This is a genomic window from Mycolicibacterium novocastrense (genome assembly GCF_001570485.1).
Lineage (GTDB): Bacteria > Actinomycetota > Actinomycetes > Mycobacteriales > Mycobacteriaceae > Mycobacterium > Mycobacterium novocastrense.
Genome location: NZ_BCTA01000038.1, coordinates 173,384 through 190,225 on the forward strand (window position 1 = coordinate 173,384; position 16,842 = coordinate 190,225).

Here is a 16,842-nt window from a genome sequence, read left to right on the forward strand (position 1 = left end):
CGGACCCCAGTTTCGCAGCACCTCACGCAGCCATCGGCGCATTCGAACACATGTACGATTTCTGATTGTGAAGCTGCGTCGCACACGTCGAGGGTGGGCTGAGCCGCGGCCGACTTCCTGCCGACGATGCGGCCACCCGCTGGGCCCGTATCAGGTGCTTGTCGGAGTAGCTCACTGCGCTTGCGGGCACATGCATCGCACCCATGCGTGCTGCTCGTGTGATTTCGTGGCCTACTTCCCGCCGCTTGGTAGGCAGTGCGAACTGCGCGAGATGGATCAGCGGCCCATGGAGCAGCCGGACGACGCCATCCGGGAGCGTGATGGACCCGACATTTGATCAGTGGGTCTCCTCGGCGACGTATCCCACGCTGTTCAAGGTGGACCGACAGGTGTACGTCGACCTCACCCGAGCGTTCCCCGGCCTGGGAGACGTCACGCGGCGCCAGGACGAGCTGCCGCTGTGGGTGCGTGCCTGCGGTCTACGTTTAGAGCTGCAGATCCCGGGCCGTCAGCTCGCATGGATCCGGCGAGCAGACGGCGGATGGCTCGCGCAATGCGTTTGCTGGCCGACAAGTACCAACGGCCAATCTCGCCTGCGTATGCAGTTGTGGGTGGAACCGCAGGCACTCACCCCGGTGGAGTAGCCAGACCGACGGTCAGGCCTGAAGCGGCATCATCATGAACAGGTCCAGCGCCTCGCCGAACGCTCGAAGCTCGAAATCAGGCTCGAAGTAGGTGACCGCAAGACCTGGCGGGAGGTCCGGAGAGGTGAACAGGTCGGCATGCGGGCCGCGGCCGGTGACCCGGAGCAGGCGCTGCATCGTCGGCGGTTCGTGAGCTGTCTCGTACCACTCGATCCTGGCCTGCCCCCCATGGTCGTCGCGGCGCGATGCCAGGGTCTGCATGAGCGTTGGCGGGGCCAGCCCGCAAGACTCTCCGTCCCACGTGGTGAAGCCGGCATGCACGCGCTGCAGAAACGTTCGCACCGGCGCCGGTAGCGATGAAAACAGGGGCGGGTCGTGAGGGCCGAAAGTGTCGGGACTCTCCCCCATCCACACCTCGCGGCCGCCGGCGTCGGTCACGAACACATAATCGAGCGCCGGTGCCGTCAGCCCGGCGTGCCGAACTACCCGTACATCGAGAAGGCGACTGTCGAGCGCCTGGGTGAATCGTGGTATTAGAGCGAGGAATTCGTTGTTCCACAAGGTGCGTGCCGCGCTGCTGCGTTCGGCGGGGCTACCGCAGTCCAGGATTGGCCACCAGGCCGGCGGGATCTGCGCGCGGGCGCTCGTGTCGCCGGGGTCGACCACCGTGAAGGGGTTCTCATGCCAGGGCATCGCCGCGGCCAGCGCATCCTGATCAACTCCAGCCAACGGTCATCGACTCCCTGCTGCGGATTCCGTCGCTGACGATGTTCCCCGCTGACGGGAAACTTGGGAAGTCGAAACACTGGCCGCGACGCCACGGTGAGGCGCCCGCTTCATGGCATGACGAAGTAACGCGGCGACCGAAAGGCTCCGCGCTAGCGACTGGCTTAACTTAGGCGCCGATGAGTTCGCGCCTGGTTGGCTGAGCGGCCGGGACGAACTCGTACGGCTCCAACGGGCGGGCGACCGGTGCGCGGCGACGGGTCTGCGATCGGCGAATTGCCTTTGCTAGACGATCCTCGTCGATGTTGAGATGCTCTTTGAGCTTGTCCCGCACTTGCGGGGGAATCGAGCTGCGGCCGGCTTCCATCCGCCCCAGGTGCACCGGGCTGGTGCCGATCAGCGGCGCAAGCTGCGCGAGGCTGTAACCAGCCAGGATGCGGTAGTAGGCGAGGTTGCGGGCTGTTTCGGTGACGACGTACAGCTCGCTGGCCTCGACGCCGAGAAGCTCCGCGAGCCGCGCAATGTACTTCGGCGACGGCGCCGCCTCCCCCTTGACCCACCGAGTAACTGTGCCCTGGTTGACATCAACCGCGGCCGCGAGCGCGCGATTGGTGAGTCCCTGCTTCTTGGCCAGGTCCTGCATTTTGCGGTACTTGAAGACCCCGGGCATGGCTGCCGGCGTGGAACGCATAAGCGCGTCTCCCTTCCCTGACCCGACGATCTCTTACTGGCACGTTGACTATAACCGCCGCAATGTTCCCGGCACAGGTACCGAGACGGCGCAACACGCCGACACGGGCTAATTTCACTCCTGTCACAGGCACCCAAAAGCGCTGGTCAGGCATATCAGATTTGCGCCATGAGGCACCCTGAACGGGTTGGGGTTGCATCGACGAACATTGCCGCTACTGGTAACTCATGGCACGATTTGCGTTCATCGGGCGCCTGGCAGCGCTCGGACAACCGAATACCTACCCCAGAAAACCAAAAACCGGTTGGTAGCTGGCACTACCAACCGGCGGGCTCCCCCGAAGGGAAGCGGATGTCTTGGCGACACCGCCATTTTAGCGTGCTACCAGCACGTTTGGCAAACGTTGGATGCGACGAAAATGCGTCCGCGCGGTCACAGGACCGTCACGGATCGAACTTCGCCACGCAGTCTCCGAAGGCCCGCAGCACCCGCCTTGAACAGGCCAATTACCGGATCCGGCGCCGCGAGTGGATTCGAGCCGCTGGTGCCGTCTCCCCCAGCACACCGATGTGGACCTCTCGAACCTCGTGGACCTGCGAAGTCGCCGCCTGGGCCGCCAGTACTGCCGGGCATCAGATGCTGCGCCACGTCCACCTCACCCAGCGGCTGTTCAGCCGCGTCACCGCAGCCCTGGCACGCTTCGCCGACGGCACTAGCGGCCGTCACTGTGCCGTCACCAACGCTCGCGTCGCCCTGGCGGCCGGCTGCAGCCCGCGCACCGTGACCACCGTGCGGGGCGTGCTCGCCGCCGCGGACTTCGCCGTCGAGGTGCGGCGCGGCACCGGATCGGCCAGCACCCCGGTTCACCAGCGCCGACCCTCGGTGTGGCACCTCACCTCGCGCCGGCAGCCTGTGGATAAAGCGGGATTTTGCGACCTACCCCGTTCCCGAAGGGTTACGGGGTCTAGTCCTGTGAGTTCAAAGACACCAAGCGAGGCGCACAGCGCCCCGCGGCGAGATCAATCTCCCAAAAAGCAGCACCGACAGCGCCGAGCACCACGGCCGCTGCACACTCAGCGGCTCGCCGGTTGGCTTGCATCGACCGCGACCGGCCTTGGAGCACGCAATGGGCATCACGTCGTAGGACAGCTCTGTGACGCACTGCAAGCCAGCCACCTGGATCTGCATGCATGGACCGGGCCCCAGCTCGTCCAGGCGCTCAACGAGGACATGCGGCAGCGCGGGTTCACTTGGCCGGATCAGATCACTCGTCCCGGACCGTTCCTCGCGCAGCGTCTTCGCCATCTCCCCTCGCGGCCACCGGCCGACCTGCCCCGCCCAGTGACTACTACCGCCAACGATGGCGACCCCTGGCACTCCCCCACACCGCGACCGCCGGCGGAGCCCTCCCCGGCGCGCCTAGAAGCACAACGCAGCATCCGCGAGACGCTGGCACGCGCGTTACGGCGCAACGCCAAAGCCTAATTCTCGCCATTCGTCCTGCTAGAAGGCTTGTTTGGTCGCTGCCAAAACCGGACTTCGCCGCGACCGAAGCGTCAAGTGACTCGGACGACAACTGTGGACGCCGAAGAAAACCGGCCCTGAGAGGCCCGTAGCGGGCCTAGAACGGCCATCCGCATGTAACGACACCCCCTACCGCCCTGGCGCCCCGCAGCGGCCTCACAAGGCGGCAATACGGGCCTTCACGATTCCGCGAGCTAACTCGCTGGCGAACGATACGCGCAGTTCAGAGTGCCTAACAGTCTTTCTGCAGCACACATAAATTGTGCGCGGATTGTGAGCGCGCTGTGCGAGCAATCTGCGCACGACTCACCGGTGCTCGACATCAGATTTCCGTAAAGCGATCGCGCAGTCTGCGTGATTCTCATATGAAGCATGAATGGCGGCGATCTGTCACAGTGACGGATCGCGCTGTGATCATCTGATGTGGATGTAATGCGATTCTGATGTGAACCTGCCATGCGTGTGATGTGGTCATTGCACCTTTGTTTGGTGAACGTGCTGTGTAGTCCGCATGACCATGACGCAGACCTCACGTGCCACCAACATTCCTCTGATGTTAGATCTACGCGATCAATACGTTCTGCACACGTGCCTCCTACGTGTGCATTACGCAACCTCAATGTTTATGTCACCCCAGCTGTACATCAATTGAGCATGACTTTCCTGCTACAAAATCATGGTCTCTACGTACAAATGATGAGTGCCTATCGTGATGGCGACATAGACCGATGATGAAGTAAACAATATGTCGTTGCTAGGCCGATGATGTCCCGACGTGAAGCCTGCGTGATCATCATATTCACTGTTCGTGAGTCGTTGTTCACGGACGATTCACAATGTTTGTGAATGCGTTGTGAGTCGCTGTTTGTGCAGGTTGGTAGGGCGGCAGAGAGCAATCCGTGACCCTTGAAGGGGCAAGATAGGGCTCATGTCCACCACGCTACAGCTCGACATGGCGGCAGTACGCGATGTCGCAACTCGGGTCGTGGAGGTCGTTGGCCTCCTGGCACTTCAGGCGATACGCCTGCGAGTACCTACGATGCCGCCCGCCACAGACGCTTTGACGATCCACCTGAGTCGCGGCGTGAGCGTGGAGTCACGTCGGCTTGCCTACCTTCTGGAGTCGGCGGCCGACGAGCTGGGTAGGGCGCTGGAGGCCAGCCAGGGGCGGGAGTGGGCGGCGAACTTGAGCACGTCGGTGATCGGCAGCCTCGTGCCGCCGGCGGTGAGGCCGTGGCCGGTGCCCTTCTCCAGATCGGTGAGGCTGGCGGTGATGACCACGGTGGCGGGCAGGCCGTTGATGGTGCCGGTCGCCGTGGTGAGCATGCGTTTGCAGAGGGCCAGCAGCGCATCGTGATTCCTCTTACCCGCCGTGCGAGTGTCGTTGCGTATTTGCTCCTCCGACGGTTCGCCCTCAAGACATGGGGTTTCATCGGCGGGGTTGCACATCCCCGGGGCGGCGTTTTTCTCCATCAGCGGCTCCAGGGCGGCCCAGGCTTCCGGGGTCAGGAGTCCCTCGAAGGGGCGCATGCCGTCGGGGCGCTGTTTGCCGAACCGGAGGTAGGCCAGGGCTTGGCGGTCCTCATCGGACAGTTCGCCGTCCTGGTTCAGCAGGTAGAGCAGGTGCGCGGCGGCGGCGCGGAACTCGGCGGGTCCGAGTTCGCAGGCGTGCTGGGCCAATTGGACTTCGACGTTCTCCCGGGTCTGGAAGTCCACCGACACCGGCAGCTTGCCGAAGAACCAGCGCACGTGCTTGATGTGCTCGGCGCCGATCAACCCCTGAACCTGACCGCGGGCGAAACTCGGCATCGTGGGCACCATCGGTTCACCGGTCATCGACGTGCGGGGGCCGAACAACGCCGCCTCCTCCAGCCGCCGGTGCGCCTCCGAGGTGGAGATCCGTAGCCGCTGCGACAGCACTGAGGCGTAACTCTTCGCACCCAGAGATATCGGTGAACTCTGGGAGGTGATTCGCTGATACACCCGGTGATCGAGCACCGGCTGGGCGCGGTGCACGGCTTCGCGGCGCTGCTGCAAGGCCAGCAACTCGGCATCGGTGAACGCGTCGATCGACAACCCGTTCATCTGCGCGGTCAGCTCTTCGATCTGGGCCAGGGCAGCCAGCATCGCCTCACGATCGGCGACAGCTGGGGAACCCATGACTCGAACATATAGGTGACCACCGACAGAAAATGCGCCGATGTTGCATCAGATGCTCAAGTGACACAGGGGTTTTGGTGCTTCATCGAGACTGCACTCACCGCGACGGTCACTCGCACTTTGTCACGGTGAGCGCAGTGTCAACGCTCGTTCACTCGACGATGCTCAGCGCTCCAGAGGGGCAGAGCTGCACGGCTTTCCGCGCGTTGTCCTGTTCGGATGGGGGCACGTCGTCGACCAGCAGCACCACGATCCCGTCGTCGTCCTGATCGAAGACCGCCTCGCTGTTCATCACACAGACCCCGGCGCCGATGCAGACGTCGCGGTCGGCGTGCACCCTCACCAGGCCACCTGCAGCGACTGCAGCCCATAGATGAAATGGAACGATCGGAAGGCGACGTCGTCGAAGGGTTCGTCGAGGCGCAGGGTTGGGAAGCGTTGCAGCAGAGCAGGAAACGCGATCTTCATCTCCATCCGTGCCAGCGGTGCGCCCAGGCAGTGATGGACGCCGTGGCCGAACGCCAGATGTCCCATGGCGCCGCGGCGGACGTCGAATGCCTCCGGGTTGTCGATGAAGCCCGGATCGCGGTTGCCGGACGGCAGCGAGACGACCACCAGCTGGTGGGCGGGAATCTGCACCCCGGCCATCTCGACCTCGGTGGTGGTGATGCGGGGGATGCCGGAGTGCACGATCGACAGCCAGCGCAGCAGCTCCTCCACTGCCGGGCTCACAGCATCGGGGTCATCGCGCACCAGGGCCAGTTGATCCGGGTGCTGCAGCAGAGCCAGGGTGCCGAGGCTGAGCATGTTGGAGGTGGTCTCGTGGCCGGCCAGCAGCAGCAGGTTGCAGATGCCCACCAGCTCATCGTCGGTGAGCTCGGAACCGTGCTCGCGCACCAGCATTCCGAGCATGTCGTCGCCGGGGGAACGGCGGGCGCCGGCCACCAGCGCCTGCATGTAGGTGCGCCCGGCGCGCTGCAGCTCGAAGCGTTCCTCGATCGGGATGGACAGATCGAGCTGGCGGCTGGTGCGGTGCTGGAAATCGTCGCGGTCGTCATACGGCACGCCCAGCAACTCGCAGATCACCAGTGACGGGATGGGCAACGCGAAGTCGGACACGAGATCACGTGGTGGACCGGTCTTTTCCATGGCGTCCAGATGCTGGGTCACGATCTCGGTGATCCGGGGCTCCAGGCGCTTCATCCGGCGGCCGGTGAACTCGCCGGTGAGCATGCGGCGTAACCGGGTGTGCCTGGGTGGGTCCAGGCCCAACAGATTGCCGGACTGGGCGGCGCGTTGTTCTTCCTCGGACACCTCGGGTGCGCCGGGAACGACGAATCCGGGCGGACGCTCGTTGGAGAACCGTTCCGGGTCTGAGAGCACGGTCTTCACGTCGTCGTGGCGGGTCACCAGGTACACCGGCATGCCGAAGGCGTTGAGGACGGTGCGCACCCCCTCGGTCTCCCGGATCTCGCCGAGGGTGGGGATGGGGTCGAAGTCGACGCGCTGCATGTGCAGCGGGGGTGAGGCAGGTGCCTGGGTCATGGTGTCGACGTTACACGCGGGGCTGTTGGGCCTGTGTTGGGAAATCGTCGATCAGGCGGTTGACCAGGGCGGGATCGCCAAGAAATTATCAGCTCACCAGCCGCCGACCCAGCCGTCGAAGATGGCGTCCGGCTCGTCCTCGGGATGCTCGGAGCGGCCGACCAGGAAGTCGAAATCACATCCCTGGTCGGCCTGCAGGACATGGTCGACGTACATCGCCGCGTAACCACGGGGCAGTCGGCTGCGCGGCGATGGGATCTGGCGCGTGGCCAGTTCATCGTCGGGGACCAGCAGGTCGAGTGTGCCTGCGTGTGCGTTCAGCGCGATGATGTCGCCGTCGCGTACCAGGCCCAGCGGACCACCTGCAGCCGACTCGGGGCTGACGTGCAGGACACAGGTGCCGTAGGCGGTTCCACTCATTCGGGCATCGGAGATGCGCACCATGTCGGTGACGCCCTGGCGCAGCAGCTTGCTGGGGATGGGCAGCTGGCCCCACTCGGGCATGCCGGGCGCGCCGCGCGGGCCGGCATTGCGCAGCACCAGCACTGAATCCGCGGTGACCTCCAGATCGGGGTCGTCGAAGCGGGCCATCATGTCGCGCATGTCGTCGAACACCACCGCGGGTCCCTGGTGCACCAGCAGCGCCGGGGTGGCCGCGCTGCACTTGATGACCGCGCCGGTGGGTGCCAGGTTGCCGCGCACCACGGCCAGACCCTGCGGCGGTTGGAACGGGGCGTCGATGGTCGCGATGACGTCCGCGGCGGTGGAGATCCTGTTGGGCAGGTTGTCGGCGACGGTCTTGCCGCTGACGGTCAGTGCGTCGGTGTGCAGCAGGGTCTCGATGGACTTCATCACCGCGGGGATGCCGCCGGCGTGGAAGACCTGCTCCACCAGGTGCTCGCCGGCAGGCCGCACGTTGACCATCAATGGTGTACGCGAGGACAATTCGTGAAAGCGGTCCAGGGTCAGTGGCACCCCGGCGCGGCCGGCGATGGCCAGCAGGTGCACGATTGCGTTGGTGGACCCGCCGACCGCCAGCATGAGAGTGATGGCGTTGTCGAACGCTTCAGCGGTGAGCACGCGCGACGGCCGCACCCCCTCGGCGGCCAGGCCCACCGCACGCGCACCCACCTCTTCGGCCACCTGCAACCGCCGCGAGTCCATGGCCGGAACCGCGGCGGCGCCGGGCAGTGTCATGCCCAGCCCCTCCACGATCGTGGCCATGGTGGATGCGGTGCCCATCTCCGGGCAGTGCCCGCGGGACGGGCCGGCCGCGGCCTCGAGACGCTCGTAGTCGACCATCGACATCCGGCCCGCCCGCACATCGTCGATGTACTGCCACAGGTCGGTACCCACGCCCATCTGCTTGCCGTCGAACACCGCCGGTGCGGCGGGCCCTCCGGTGAGCACGATGGCCGGGACGTCTGCACTGGCCGCACCCATCAGCTGCGCAGGCACCGTCTTGTCGCAGCCACCCAGCAGCACCACGGCGTCGAACGGATACGCCCGGATGGACTCCTCGACGTCCATGGCCATCAGGTTGCGGAACAGCATGGTGGTCGGCTTCATCAACTGCTCACCGAGGGAGATGGTGGGGAACTCCAGCGGGAACCCGCCGGCGGCCAGCACCCCGCGGCGCACCGAGTCGGCCAGCCCGCGAAAGTGCATGTTGCAGTTGACCACTTCCGACCAGGAGTTGCAGATCCCGACGATGGGTCTGCCCTCGAACGCCATCCGGGAGAACCCGGACGCGCGCATCGCCGAGCGGTGCACGAATCCGGGAACATCCTGTCCAGCAAACCATTTGGCGCTACGTAGCGGACTCATCGGACGCGGGCGGCGTACGCGGTGATCTTGCGCAGTGCCGGCTGGCGTGCGGCCTGATATCCGAACCAGCGGCCCGGTCTGGTGCCCATCAGGGTGCCGACCATCCGCTGCTGCCAGGGTGCTCTGGTCCCGACCGGGCGCAGAGGTGCGGCCGGCGCCACACCGTCGGCGTCGGCCAGTGCCGCCTTGGCGGCGTTGTGGCCGTTGGCCCCCATCACCCCGCCGCCGGGATGGGTGCCCGAACCGCACAGGTAGTAATTACGCACGGGCGTGCGGTAATTCGCGAGCTCGGGGATGGGCCGGGCGCCGAACAGCTGATCGAGCATCATCGAACCGTGGAAGATGTTCCCGTCGGTGATCAGATACTCGTTGTGCAGGTCATCGGGAGTGATGATCACCCGGTCGAGGATGTGCTCACGCAGGTTCGGGGCGTAGGTGAACAGGTCCTCGAGCACCAGGTCGGCCCACTTCTCCTTCTCCGCGGCCCAGGTGGTGCCGGTGAGCTCCGACGGCAGCTGCTGGATGCCCAGCGTCATCGTGTGCTGTCCGGCGGGGGCCAGTGTGTCGTCGGTGACCGACTGGGTGACGGCCTCGATGACGAAGGTGCTGGGGAACGTGCCGCGTCGCTGCGCTTCGTAGGCCTCCTCGAACGCCTCCCGGCTGGGGCCCAGCAGTTGGTGGCCGTGGTGCTGGGGTCCCTCTGCGGCGTCGGTGAACGGAAGGTACTGCGGCAGTTCATCGATCAGCAGGTGGATCCGTGCCATCGAACCGCGGGTGTCGATGTTCTGCACATCGCGCACCAGCTTGGGTGCCAGCACGCCTGGTTCCAGCAACTGCAGCAGGGATCGTTTGGGGTCAGCGTTGGAGAACACCTGCCCGGCGGTGATCACGGAGCCGTCCCGCAACCGCACCCCGGTGGCGACGCCGCGTTCGACGAGCACGCGGTCCACCGGCGCCGAGGTGCGGATGGTGGCCCCGTGTGCCCGCGCCGAGGCCGCCAACGCCTCGCTGATGGCACCCATGCCGCCGCGGGCCATCCCGAACTGGCCGAAGTTGCCGTTGAACTCACCCCAGGAGTGGTGGCCGTAGGTGTAGGCGGTGCCGGGTGTGGAGGGGCCGCCGAAGATCGACACCATGCCGAAGAACGTCAGCATGCTCTTGAGCCGCTCGTCCTCGAAGTACCGATCCAGCAGATCCCGCACCGAGAGCAGGGTGAACTCGTCGAACAGCGTCTGCTCTCCGGCGGCTTCGAAGGCGGCGAACACCTCGGAGCGTTCCGGCGGCGGCTTCAGCAGGTATGGCGTGACCAGTCCGGCGAAGCGCTGCAACCGGATACCGAAGTCGAGGAACGCCTGGGCGTCCTTCTTGTTGAGCTTCTCCAGCTCCCGCAGTGTCCGGTCGGTCTCCTTCCACATGGTGAAGGAGGTGCCGTCGCGGAAGAGGCTGAAGGACAGGGCATCTCCCTGGTAGAGCTCCAGGCCGTACTTCTCCAGCTCCAGTTCGGTGATGATCTCGGGACGCAGCAGGCCGGCGATGAAGGCGCATGACGACCATTTGGAGCCGGGGATCAGCTCCTCGGTGACGCAGGCGCCTCCTACCAGGTCGCGGGCCTCGAGCACCAGCACCGACTTGCCGGCGCGGGCCAGGTAGTTGGCGGTGACGAGGCCGTTGTGGCCGGCGCCGATGATGACGGCGTCGTAGTCAGTGGGCATCGGAACTCCTGAGTGGGGAATGGCGGGTGAAGACGGTGCTGACGCTGCCCGGTTCCACGAGCTCGTCGAAGCGTGCGACGACGGGTTTGAGCTCGGGTGCGTTGTCGCGCAACTGTTCCCAGTCGGGCCAGGAGGTCACCGTCATCACCTCGACGACCACGCCGTCGTCGGAGAGATAGACGTCGAACCCCAGCACCTCGTCGAAACGCAGGCACACCGGGCGGTCGAGTTCAGCGGAGAACTGCTCGAACTCGGCGACCGGAACACCCGGCCGTAGGCGGAACGTGTTGATGGCGCTGACGGTCATGTCAGGCGCTCGCGTGGTTGATCATCACGTGCTTGATCTCGGTGTAGGCCTCGAGTGCGTACACCGACATGTCCTTGCCGTGGCCGGACTGCTTGAAGCCGCCGTGTGGCATCTCCGGCGTCACCGGAGCGTGGTCGTTGACCCACACCGTGCCGAACTGGAGCGCACCGGAGGTGACCATGGCTCGACCCACGTCGCGGGTGAACACCGAAGCCGCCAAGCCGTATTCGGTGTCGTTGGCCCAGGCGAGCACGTCGTCGTTGTCACCGAACCGGGTCACCGAGGTGACCGGCCCGAACACCTCGGCGCTGATGATCTCGTCGTCCTGCTTGGTGCCGACCACCACGGTGGGGGCGGTGTAGAAGCCGGTACCGGGATTGTCGCCTTGGAGCAGTTCGGTGTGGCCGGTGGCTTTCGCGCGGGAGACGAAGCCTTCCACGCGGTCGCGGTGCGCGGCGGAGATGACCGGACCCATGACGGTGTTCTCGTCGGCGAGGTCGCCGAGATTCAATTCCTTGACTGCCTTCTCGAGTCCGGACACCAGGTCGTCGTGCAGGGAGTCATGGACGTAGATGCGCGAGGCTGCCATACAGTCCTGGCCCGCGTTACCGAACGCGCCCTGCATGATCTTCTCGACCGCGAGTGCCACATCGGCGTCCGGGTACACCAGCACCGGTGCCTTGCCACCGAGTTCGAGGTGCAGACGCTTGAGGTTGGAATCTGCGGAGGCCCGCAGGAGCGACCGGCCGGTCTCGACCGAACCGGTGAGCGAGGACATCCGCACCAGCGGATGCGACACCAGGCTCGCACCGACATCCTCGCCGTCACCGGTGACGATGTTCAGGACCCCGGCGGGGAACAGGTCGGCGGCCAGCTCGGCCAGCCGCAGCACCGAGAACGGGGTGTGCTCAGACGGTTTGAGCACCAACGTGTTTCCGGTGAGCAGGGCGGGGGCGATCTTCCAGATGGCCATCAACAGCGGGAAGTTCCATGGGGCGACCGAGCCGACCACCCCGAGAGGATCACGCCGGATGATGCTGGTGGTGCCGGGGACGAACTCACCGGCGGCGCGGCCTTCGGTGGTGCGGGCAGCCCCGGCGAAGAACCGGAGGTGGTCGGGGATCATCTCCATCTCTTCGAGCGCGCCGCTGATGGGCTTGCCGGCGTTGCGGGACTCGATCTCGGCGAGGGTGCGTGCGTCGGCTTCGATGCGGTCGGCGAGTTCGAGGAAGGCGCGGGCTCGTTCGCCGACGGGAGTGCGGGCCCAGTCCGGGAATGCGGCGTGGGCGGCGGCGACGGCGCGGTCGACGTCGGCGGGCGTGCCGTGGGCCATCTCCGCAAACGCTTCACCGGTGGCGGGTGCCAGGATCTGGTCTTTTGCTCCTCCGGAGGCTTCGGTCCAGGTTCCGCCTACGAACATCTTGTCGTGAAAGGTCATGATGGCTCCAGTTCAGTTCGGGCCGGGGTTGGCGGCCGTGATCAGCAGGGCGCGTACCGCGTCCCTCGAAATCGGTTGTTGGGCAATGGACATGTGCACCATCAGGCCTTCGACCACGACGTCGATCAGGCGGGCGGTGGCGCGGTCGAAGTGGTGGGCCAGGGCATCCTCGGCCCGCTCCATCCACTCCTGCGTGATGCGCTTGGTGTCAGCTCGGCGCACCGCGTCGCCGTACAGTTCGAAGGTGACGGCGAGCTCGTTGGGGTTGGCGGCCAGATCGTCGGTGATGGCCAGGGCTATGCACTCGATCAGATCCGACTCCGAATCGCAGGCCGCCAGCCGGTTTTCGAAGCGGGTGGCCAACTTGTCGACGTGCGTCCGGAAGGCGAGCTGCACGATGTCGTCGAGTGTCTTGAAGTGGTAGGTGATGGAACCGAGGGGAACGTCGGCGGCCTCGCCGATGGCGCGGTGGGTGATGCCCGCGACTCCATCGCGGGCCAGCACCGCCAGCGCCGATTCCACGATGCGCTCCTTTCTGTCGGGGTCGTGGCGGCGAGCGCGTCGGGGAGCCGTGGCCATGATCGGACCCTCCTTTAGGAACGTCTGTACGTATCGATAAGGACAAACGTACCTATCGACGCCCCGGCGTGCTCGGTTTCCGCTGAACCTGTCCTAGACGGCCTCGGGAGCGGGGTCCTCGAGGTCGCGCTCGTTGAGCGCCTTGCCCACCAGCTCATAACGATCCGGCGCGAAGAAGCGCAGGTAGAGGCCGTAGGCAACCCCGCCGAGCAGGGCCAGGAACACCAGCGACACCATCAGCACCGCGGTGGCGCCCTGCACACCGAGCAGCACGTCGAGGCTGTTGAGGGTCAGGATGAAGAACCCGCTGAGCCCGACGATCGCCAGCAGCGGAGCTATCACGGTGTTCCACGGCCGCTTGTCCACATCCGACTTGCGGAAGAACACGAAGATCGCGATCCCGGCCACCAGCTGCGAGGCGATGACGCCGATGGTGCCGATGCCGGTGGCCCAGGTGAACAGGGTGGCGAACGGATCCTGGCCCGCGATGGCGAACGCCACGATGACCACACCCACCATCAGGCTCTGGACGATGGAGGCCACCCAGGGCGTCTGCCGGCGCGGCAGGGTCCACCCCAGCGGCTTCCACACCAGATGTTGGCGACCCAGCGAGAACAGGTACCTCGAGACGTTGTTGTGGAACGTCACGATTGCCGCGAAAGTGGCTGTGACGATCAGGATCTGGAACAGCAGCGAGATGTTGTGGCCGATGATGGTGTCACTGGCCACGAAGATGAAGTTGCCGCCGGTCTCGGTGGCGATGGCCACCACGTCGTTCAGCCCCAGGGCGTTCATGATCAGCCAGCCCGACACGGCGTAGAGCACGCCCATGAATGCGATCGACAGGTAGGTGGCCCGGGGGATGGTCCGGGCCGGGTCGCGGGCTTCCTCGCCGTAGATGGCCGAACCCTCGAAACCGATGAAGGAGGCGTGCGCGAACATCAGCGCCACTCCGAGAGCGCCGGCCAGCACCACACTTGGGTTGAAGGGCTCGAAACTGAACTCCGAGACCGGAACCGCGTCGCCGAACAGGCTGAAGACGCTCAGGACGGTGATCATGAGGACTTCGAGGGTCATGAACACCCCGAGTACGCGGGCGCCGGAATGCACGCCCTGCACACCCAGGCCCAGACACAGCAGCAGCCCGACGAAGGCGTACACCCACCACGGCAGGCTGATACCCAGTGCCGGGTTCAGCAGTTCGGCTGCGTAGTACCCGAACCCGCCGTAGAGGCCGGCCTGGATTGCGTTGTAGGCGAAGATCGCCAGCGATGCCGATCCGAGGCCGGCGACGCGGCCGAGCCCCAGCGTGACGTACGCGTAGAAGGCGCCGGCGTTGGTGACGTGGCGGCTCATCGCCACATAACCGACGGCGAAGATCATCAGCACCACCGCCGCGATGACGAAGGCGCCGGGCATGCCGACGCCGTTGCCGGCGCCGATGATGATCGGGAACAGCGCCACCACCACGGTCAGCGGGGATGCGGCGGCGATGATGTAGAAGAAGATGCTCGGAACACCCAGGGTGTTCTCTTTCAGGCCGTGGTTACGGCGCCCGCCGGCTTCGGGGGAGGGGGGCGCCGTCGTGGTCGGCCGTCGGGCAGGTACAGGCGCGGTGACATTCTCCATGGTGTTTCATCTCTCGTGGCTTGGGACGATCGTAGGGGGGCGGATCCGCGTTGGATCCGTTTCCAGGTGCCCGGCGACCGATCGCTGAGCACGGTGGAGAAAGCGACTGTTCACCTCCTCATGTCCAGCGCGAGATCGGTCAGCAGGTCCTCCTGGCCGCCCACCATCGCGCGGCGGCCGGCCTCGACCAGCAGGTCCCGGGTGTCGACACCGATGTCGGCGGCAACCCGTTCGGCATGCAGCAGGAAACTCGAGTACACCCCGGCATAGCCCAGCGTGAGGGTCTCGCGGTCCACCCGCACGGGCCGTTGCTGCAGCGGGCGCACCAGGTCGTCGGCCGCATCCATCAGAGCGAACAGGTCGCAGCCGTGCAGCCAGCCGTTGAGTTCGGCGACCGCGATGAACGCCTCCAGCGGGCAGTTGCCCGCCCCGGCGCCCAGCCCGGTCAGGGACGCGTCGACCCGGTGGGCACCCTGCTCGACGGCGGTGACCGAATTGGCCACGCCCAGAGCCAGATTGTGATGGGCGTGCACTCCGATGGTGGTGGTCGGGTCGAGAACTTCGCGGTAGGCCCGCACCCGGTCGCGCACACCGGCCATGGTGAGCCGGCCGCCGGAGTCGGTGACGTACACGCAGTGCGCGCCGGCGTCCTCCATGATCTTTGCCTGTGCCGCCAGTGTTCCCGGATCGGTCAGATGCGCCATCATCAGAAAGCCGGCCACGTCGAGACCCAGGTCGACTGCGGTGCCGATGTGCTGGCGGGCGATGTCGGCCTCGGTGCAGTGGGTGGCGATCCGCACCGAGGTGACGCCGAGATCCACGGCGGCGCGCAGGTCGTCGACCGTGCCGATCCCGGGCAACAACAGAGTGGTGAGCCGGGCGTTGTCGATGACCTCCGCGGCGGCGCTGATCCACTCGGCGTCGCTGTGGGCACCGGCTCCATAGGTCAGACTGCCGCCGGCCAGGCCGTCACCGTGGGCCACTTCGATGGCGGTCACACCGGCCTGGTCGAGTGCCTGGGCGATACGACGCACGTCGTCGAGCGTGAACGAGTGCCCTACCGCGTGCATCCCGTCGCGCAGGGTCACGTCCTGGATGTAGAGCCCGTTCACAGCGCCACCCCCGCCCCGGAGACCGCATGCTCGGCCACCCGAACCGCGGCCGCGGTCATGATGTCCAGGTTTCCGGCATAGGGCGGTAGGTAGTCGCCGGCCCCTTCCACCTCCAGGAACACCGTCACGTGGGTGAGCTCGGTTGCCCGATCCGGCTCGGCGACAAGCCGTCTGCGCGGATCCCTTGCGGGGACGGCGGCGAACTGGACGTCCTGGCGCAGCCGGTAACCGGGGACATACCGGGCGACGTCGCGCACCATGGCGGTCACCGCCGCGCTGATCGCCGCGTGGTCCACACTCGACACCAGCGCGGCCACGGTGTCGCGCATGATCATCGGCGGTTCGGCCGGGTTCAGCACGATGATCGCCTTGCCGCGCGCGGCGCCGCCCACCGTTTCCAGTGCGCGCGAGGTGGTCTGGGTGAACTCGTCGATGTTGGCCCGGGTGCCGGGGCCTGCCGACCGCGACGAGATGGACGCGACGATCTCGGCGTAGTGCACCCGGGTGACCCGCGACAGCGCGGCGACGATCGGCACCGTCGCCTGGCCGCCGCAGGTCACCATGTTCAGATTGCGCCGACCCGCCAGCCCGGACAGGTTGACCGCGGGCACCACGTACGGGCCGACGGCGGCGGGGGTCAGGTCCACGACGAGCCGGCCGGTGGGTTTCAGCCGGGCGTCGTTGTGGCGGTGGGCGTAGGCGCTGGTGGCGTCGAACACGACGTCGATGTCATCAAAGACGTTCATCGCCAGCAGACCCTCCACCCCGTCGGCGGTGGTCGCCACGTCCAGGCCTGCCGCCCGGGCCAAACCGTCACTGCGCGGGTCGATCCCGACCATGGCGGCGATGTCGAGCACCTCCGACCGTCGCAGCTTGTACATCAGGTCGGTCCCGATGTTCCCGGAGCCGATGACGGCGGCAGCGGGGCGCCTTCGCGTGGTGTGCATC

The 16,842-nt window shown here is 66.1% G+C and carries 15 protein-coding genes; 1 reads left to right on the forward strand and 14 read right to left on the reverse strand.

Annotated elements, in window-relative coordinates; all coding sequences use genetic code 11:
- Positions 1 to 320 precede the first annotated feature (320 nt).
- Positions 321 to 644: a hypothetical protein gene (locus tag RMCN_RS17540; protein ID WP_067391733.1), complete on the forward strand. Its 324-nt coding sequence runs from the start codon at positions 321 to 323 to the stop codon at positions 642 to 644.
- A gap of 12 nt (positions 645 to 656) precedes the next feature.
- Here RMCN_RS17540 and RMCN_RS17545 read toward each other — a convergent pair whose 3' ends face one another.
- From RMCN_RS17545 to RMCN_RS17610, 14 genes are all read right to left on the reverse strand, one after another.
- Positions 657 to 1,373 carry a hypothetical protein gene (locus tag RMCN_RS17545; protein WP_131808577.1) on the reverse strand — a complete coding sequence of 239 codons (717 nt, stop codon included), beginning with the start codon at positions 1,371 to 1,373 and terminating at the stop codon, positions 657 to 659.
- Positions 1,374 to 1,539: 166 nt separating this feature from the next.
- The gene (locus RMCN_RS17550; protein ID WP_067391739.1) at positions 1,540 to 2,061 is read right to left on the reverse strand and encodes a helix-turn-helix transcriptional regulator; all 522 of its coding nucleotides are present in this window, start codon (positions 2,059 to 2,061) and stop codon (positions 1,540 to 1,542) included.
- 722 nt (positions 2,062 to 2,783) lie between these two features.
- Positions 2,784 to 2,918 carry a hypothetical protein gene (locus tag RMCN_RS31870; protein ID WP_256387049.1) on the reverse strand — a complete coding sequence of 45 codons (135 nt, stop codon included), beginning with the start codon at positions 2,916 to 2,918 and terminating at the stop codon, positions 2,784 to 2,786.
- Between the two features lie 1,777 nt (positions 2,919 to 4,695).
- The gene (locus RMCN_RS17560; RefSeq protein WP_067391745.1) at positions 4,696 to 5,745 is read right to left on the reverse strand and encodes a DUF222 domain-containing protein; all 1,050 of its coding nucleotides are present in this window, start codon (positions 5,743 to 5,745) and stop codon (positions 4,696 to 4,698) included.
- A 151-nt stretch (positions 5,746 to 5,896) separates the two neighbouring features.
- Positions 5,897 to 6,088, reverse strand: a complete 192-nt coding sequence (locus tag RMCN_RS17565; protein WP_067391748.1) for a ferredoxin — start codon at positions 6,086 to 6,088, stop codon at positions 5,897 to 5,899.
- On the reverse strand, positions 6,085 to 7,290 hold the full coding sequence (locus RMCN_RS17570) for a cytochrome P450 (protein WP_067391750.1): 1,206 nt from the start codon (positions 7,288 to 7,290) through the stop codon (positions 6,085 to 6,087). The genes RMCN_RS17565 and RMCN_RS17570 overlap by 4 nt, the downstream gene beginning before the upstream one ends.
- A 93-nt stretch (positions 7,291 to 7,383) precedes the next feature.
- Positions 7,384 to 9,117, reverse strand: a complete 1,734-nt coding sequence (locus RMCN_RS17575) for a dihydroxy-acid dehydratase (protein WP_067391753.1) — start codon at positions 9,115 to 9,117, stop codon at positions 7,384 to 7,386.
- Positions 9,114 to 10,829, reverse strand: coding sequence for a phytoene desaturase family protein (locus RMCN_RS17580; protein WP_067391756.1), 1,716 nt, complete (start codon positions 10,827 to 10,829; stop codon positions 9,114 to 9,116). Before RMCN_RS17580 ends, RMCN_RS17575 begins: the two co-directional genes overlap by 4 nt.
- The gene (locus RMCN_RS17585; RefSeq protein ID WP_067391758.1) at positions 10,819 to 11,136 is read right to left on the reverse strand and encodes a RedY/HapK family protein; all 318 of its coding nucleotides are present in this window, start codon (positions 11,134 to 11,136) and stop codon (positions 10,819 to 10,821) included. Before RMCN_RS17585 ends, RMCN_RS17580 begins: the two co-directional genes overlap by 11 nt.
- 1 nt (position 11,137) lies before the next feature.
- On the reverse strand, positions 11,138 to 12,574 hold the full coding sequence (locus tag RMCN_RS17590; RefSeq protein ID WP_084377520.1) for an aminobutyraldehyde dehydrogenase: 1,437 nt from the start codon (positions 12,572 to 12,574) through the stop codon (positions 11,138 to 11,140).
- A 12-nt stretch (positions 12,575 to 12,586) separates the two neighbouring features.
- On the reverse strand, positions 12,587 to 13,153 hold the full coding sequence (locus RMCN_RS17595) for a TetR/AcrR family transcriptional regulator (protein ID WP_067391762.1): 567 nt from the start codon (positions 13,151 to 13,153) through the stop codon (positions 12,587 to 12,589).
- A gap of 93 nt (positions 13,154 to 13,246) precedes the next feature.
- The gene (locus RMCN_RS17600) at positions 13,247 to 14,782 is read right to left on the reverse strand and encodes an APC family permease (protein ID WP_067391765.1); all 1,536 of its coding nucleotides are present in this window, start codon (positions 14,780 to 14,782) and stop codon (positions 13,247 to 13,249) included.
- A gap of 110 nt (positions 14,783 to 14,892) precedes the next feature.
- Complete coding sequence (gene dmpG / locus RMCN_RS17605) at positions 14,893 to 15,894, reverse strand: 4-hydroxy-2-oxovalerate aldolase (RefSeq protein ID WP_084377522.1); 1,002 nt, start codon at positions 15,892 to 15,894, stop codon at positions 14,893 to 14,895.
- On the reverse strand, positions 15,891 to 16,841 hold the full coding sequence (locus RMCN_RS17610) for an acetaldehyde dehydrogenase (acetylating) (protein ID WP_067391768.1): 951 nt from the start codon (positions 16,839 to 16,841) through the stop codon (positions 15,891 to 15,893). Before RMCN_RS17610 ends, dmpG begins: the two co-directional genes overlap by 4 nt.
- Position 16,842 lies beyond the last annotated feature (1 nt).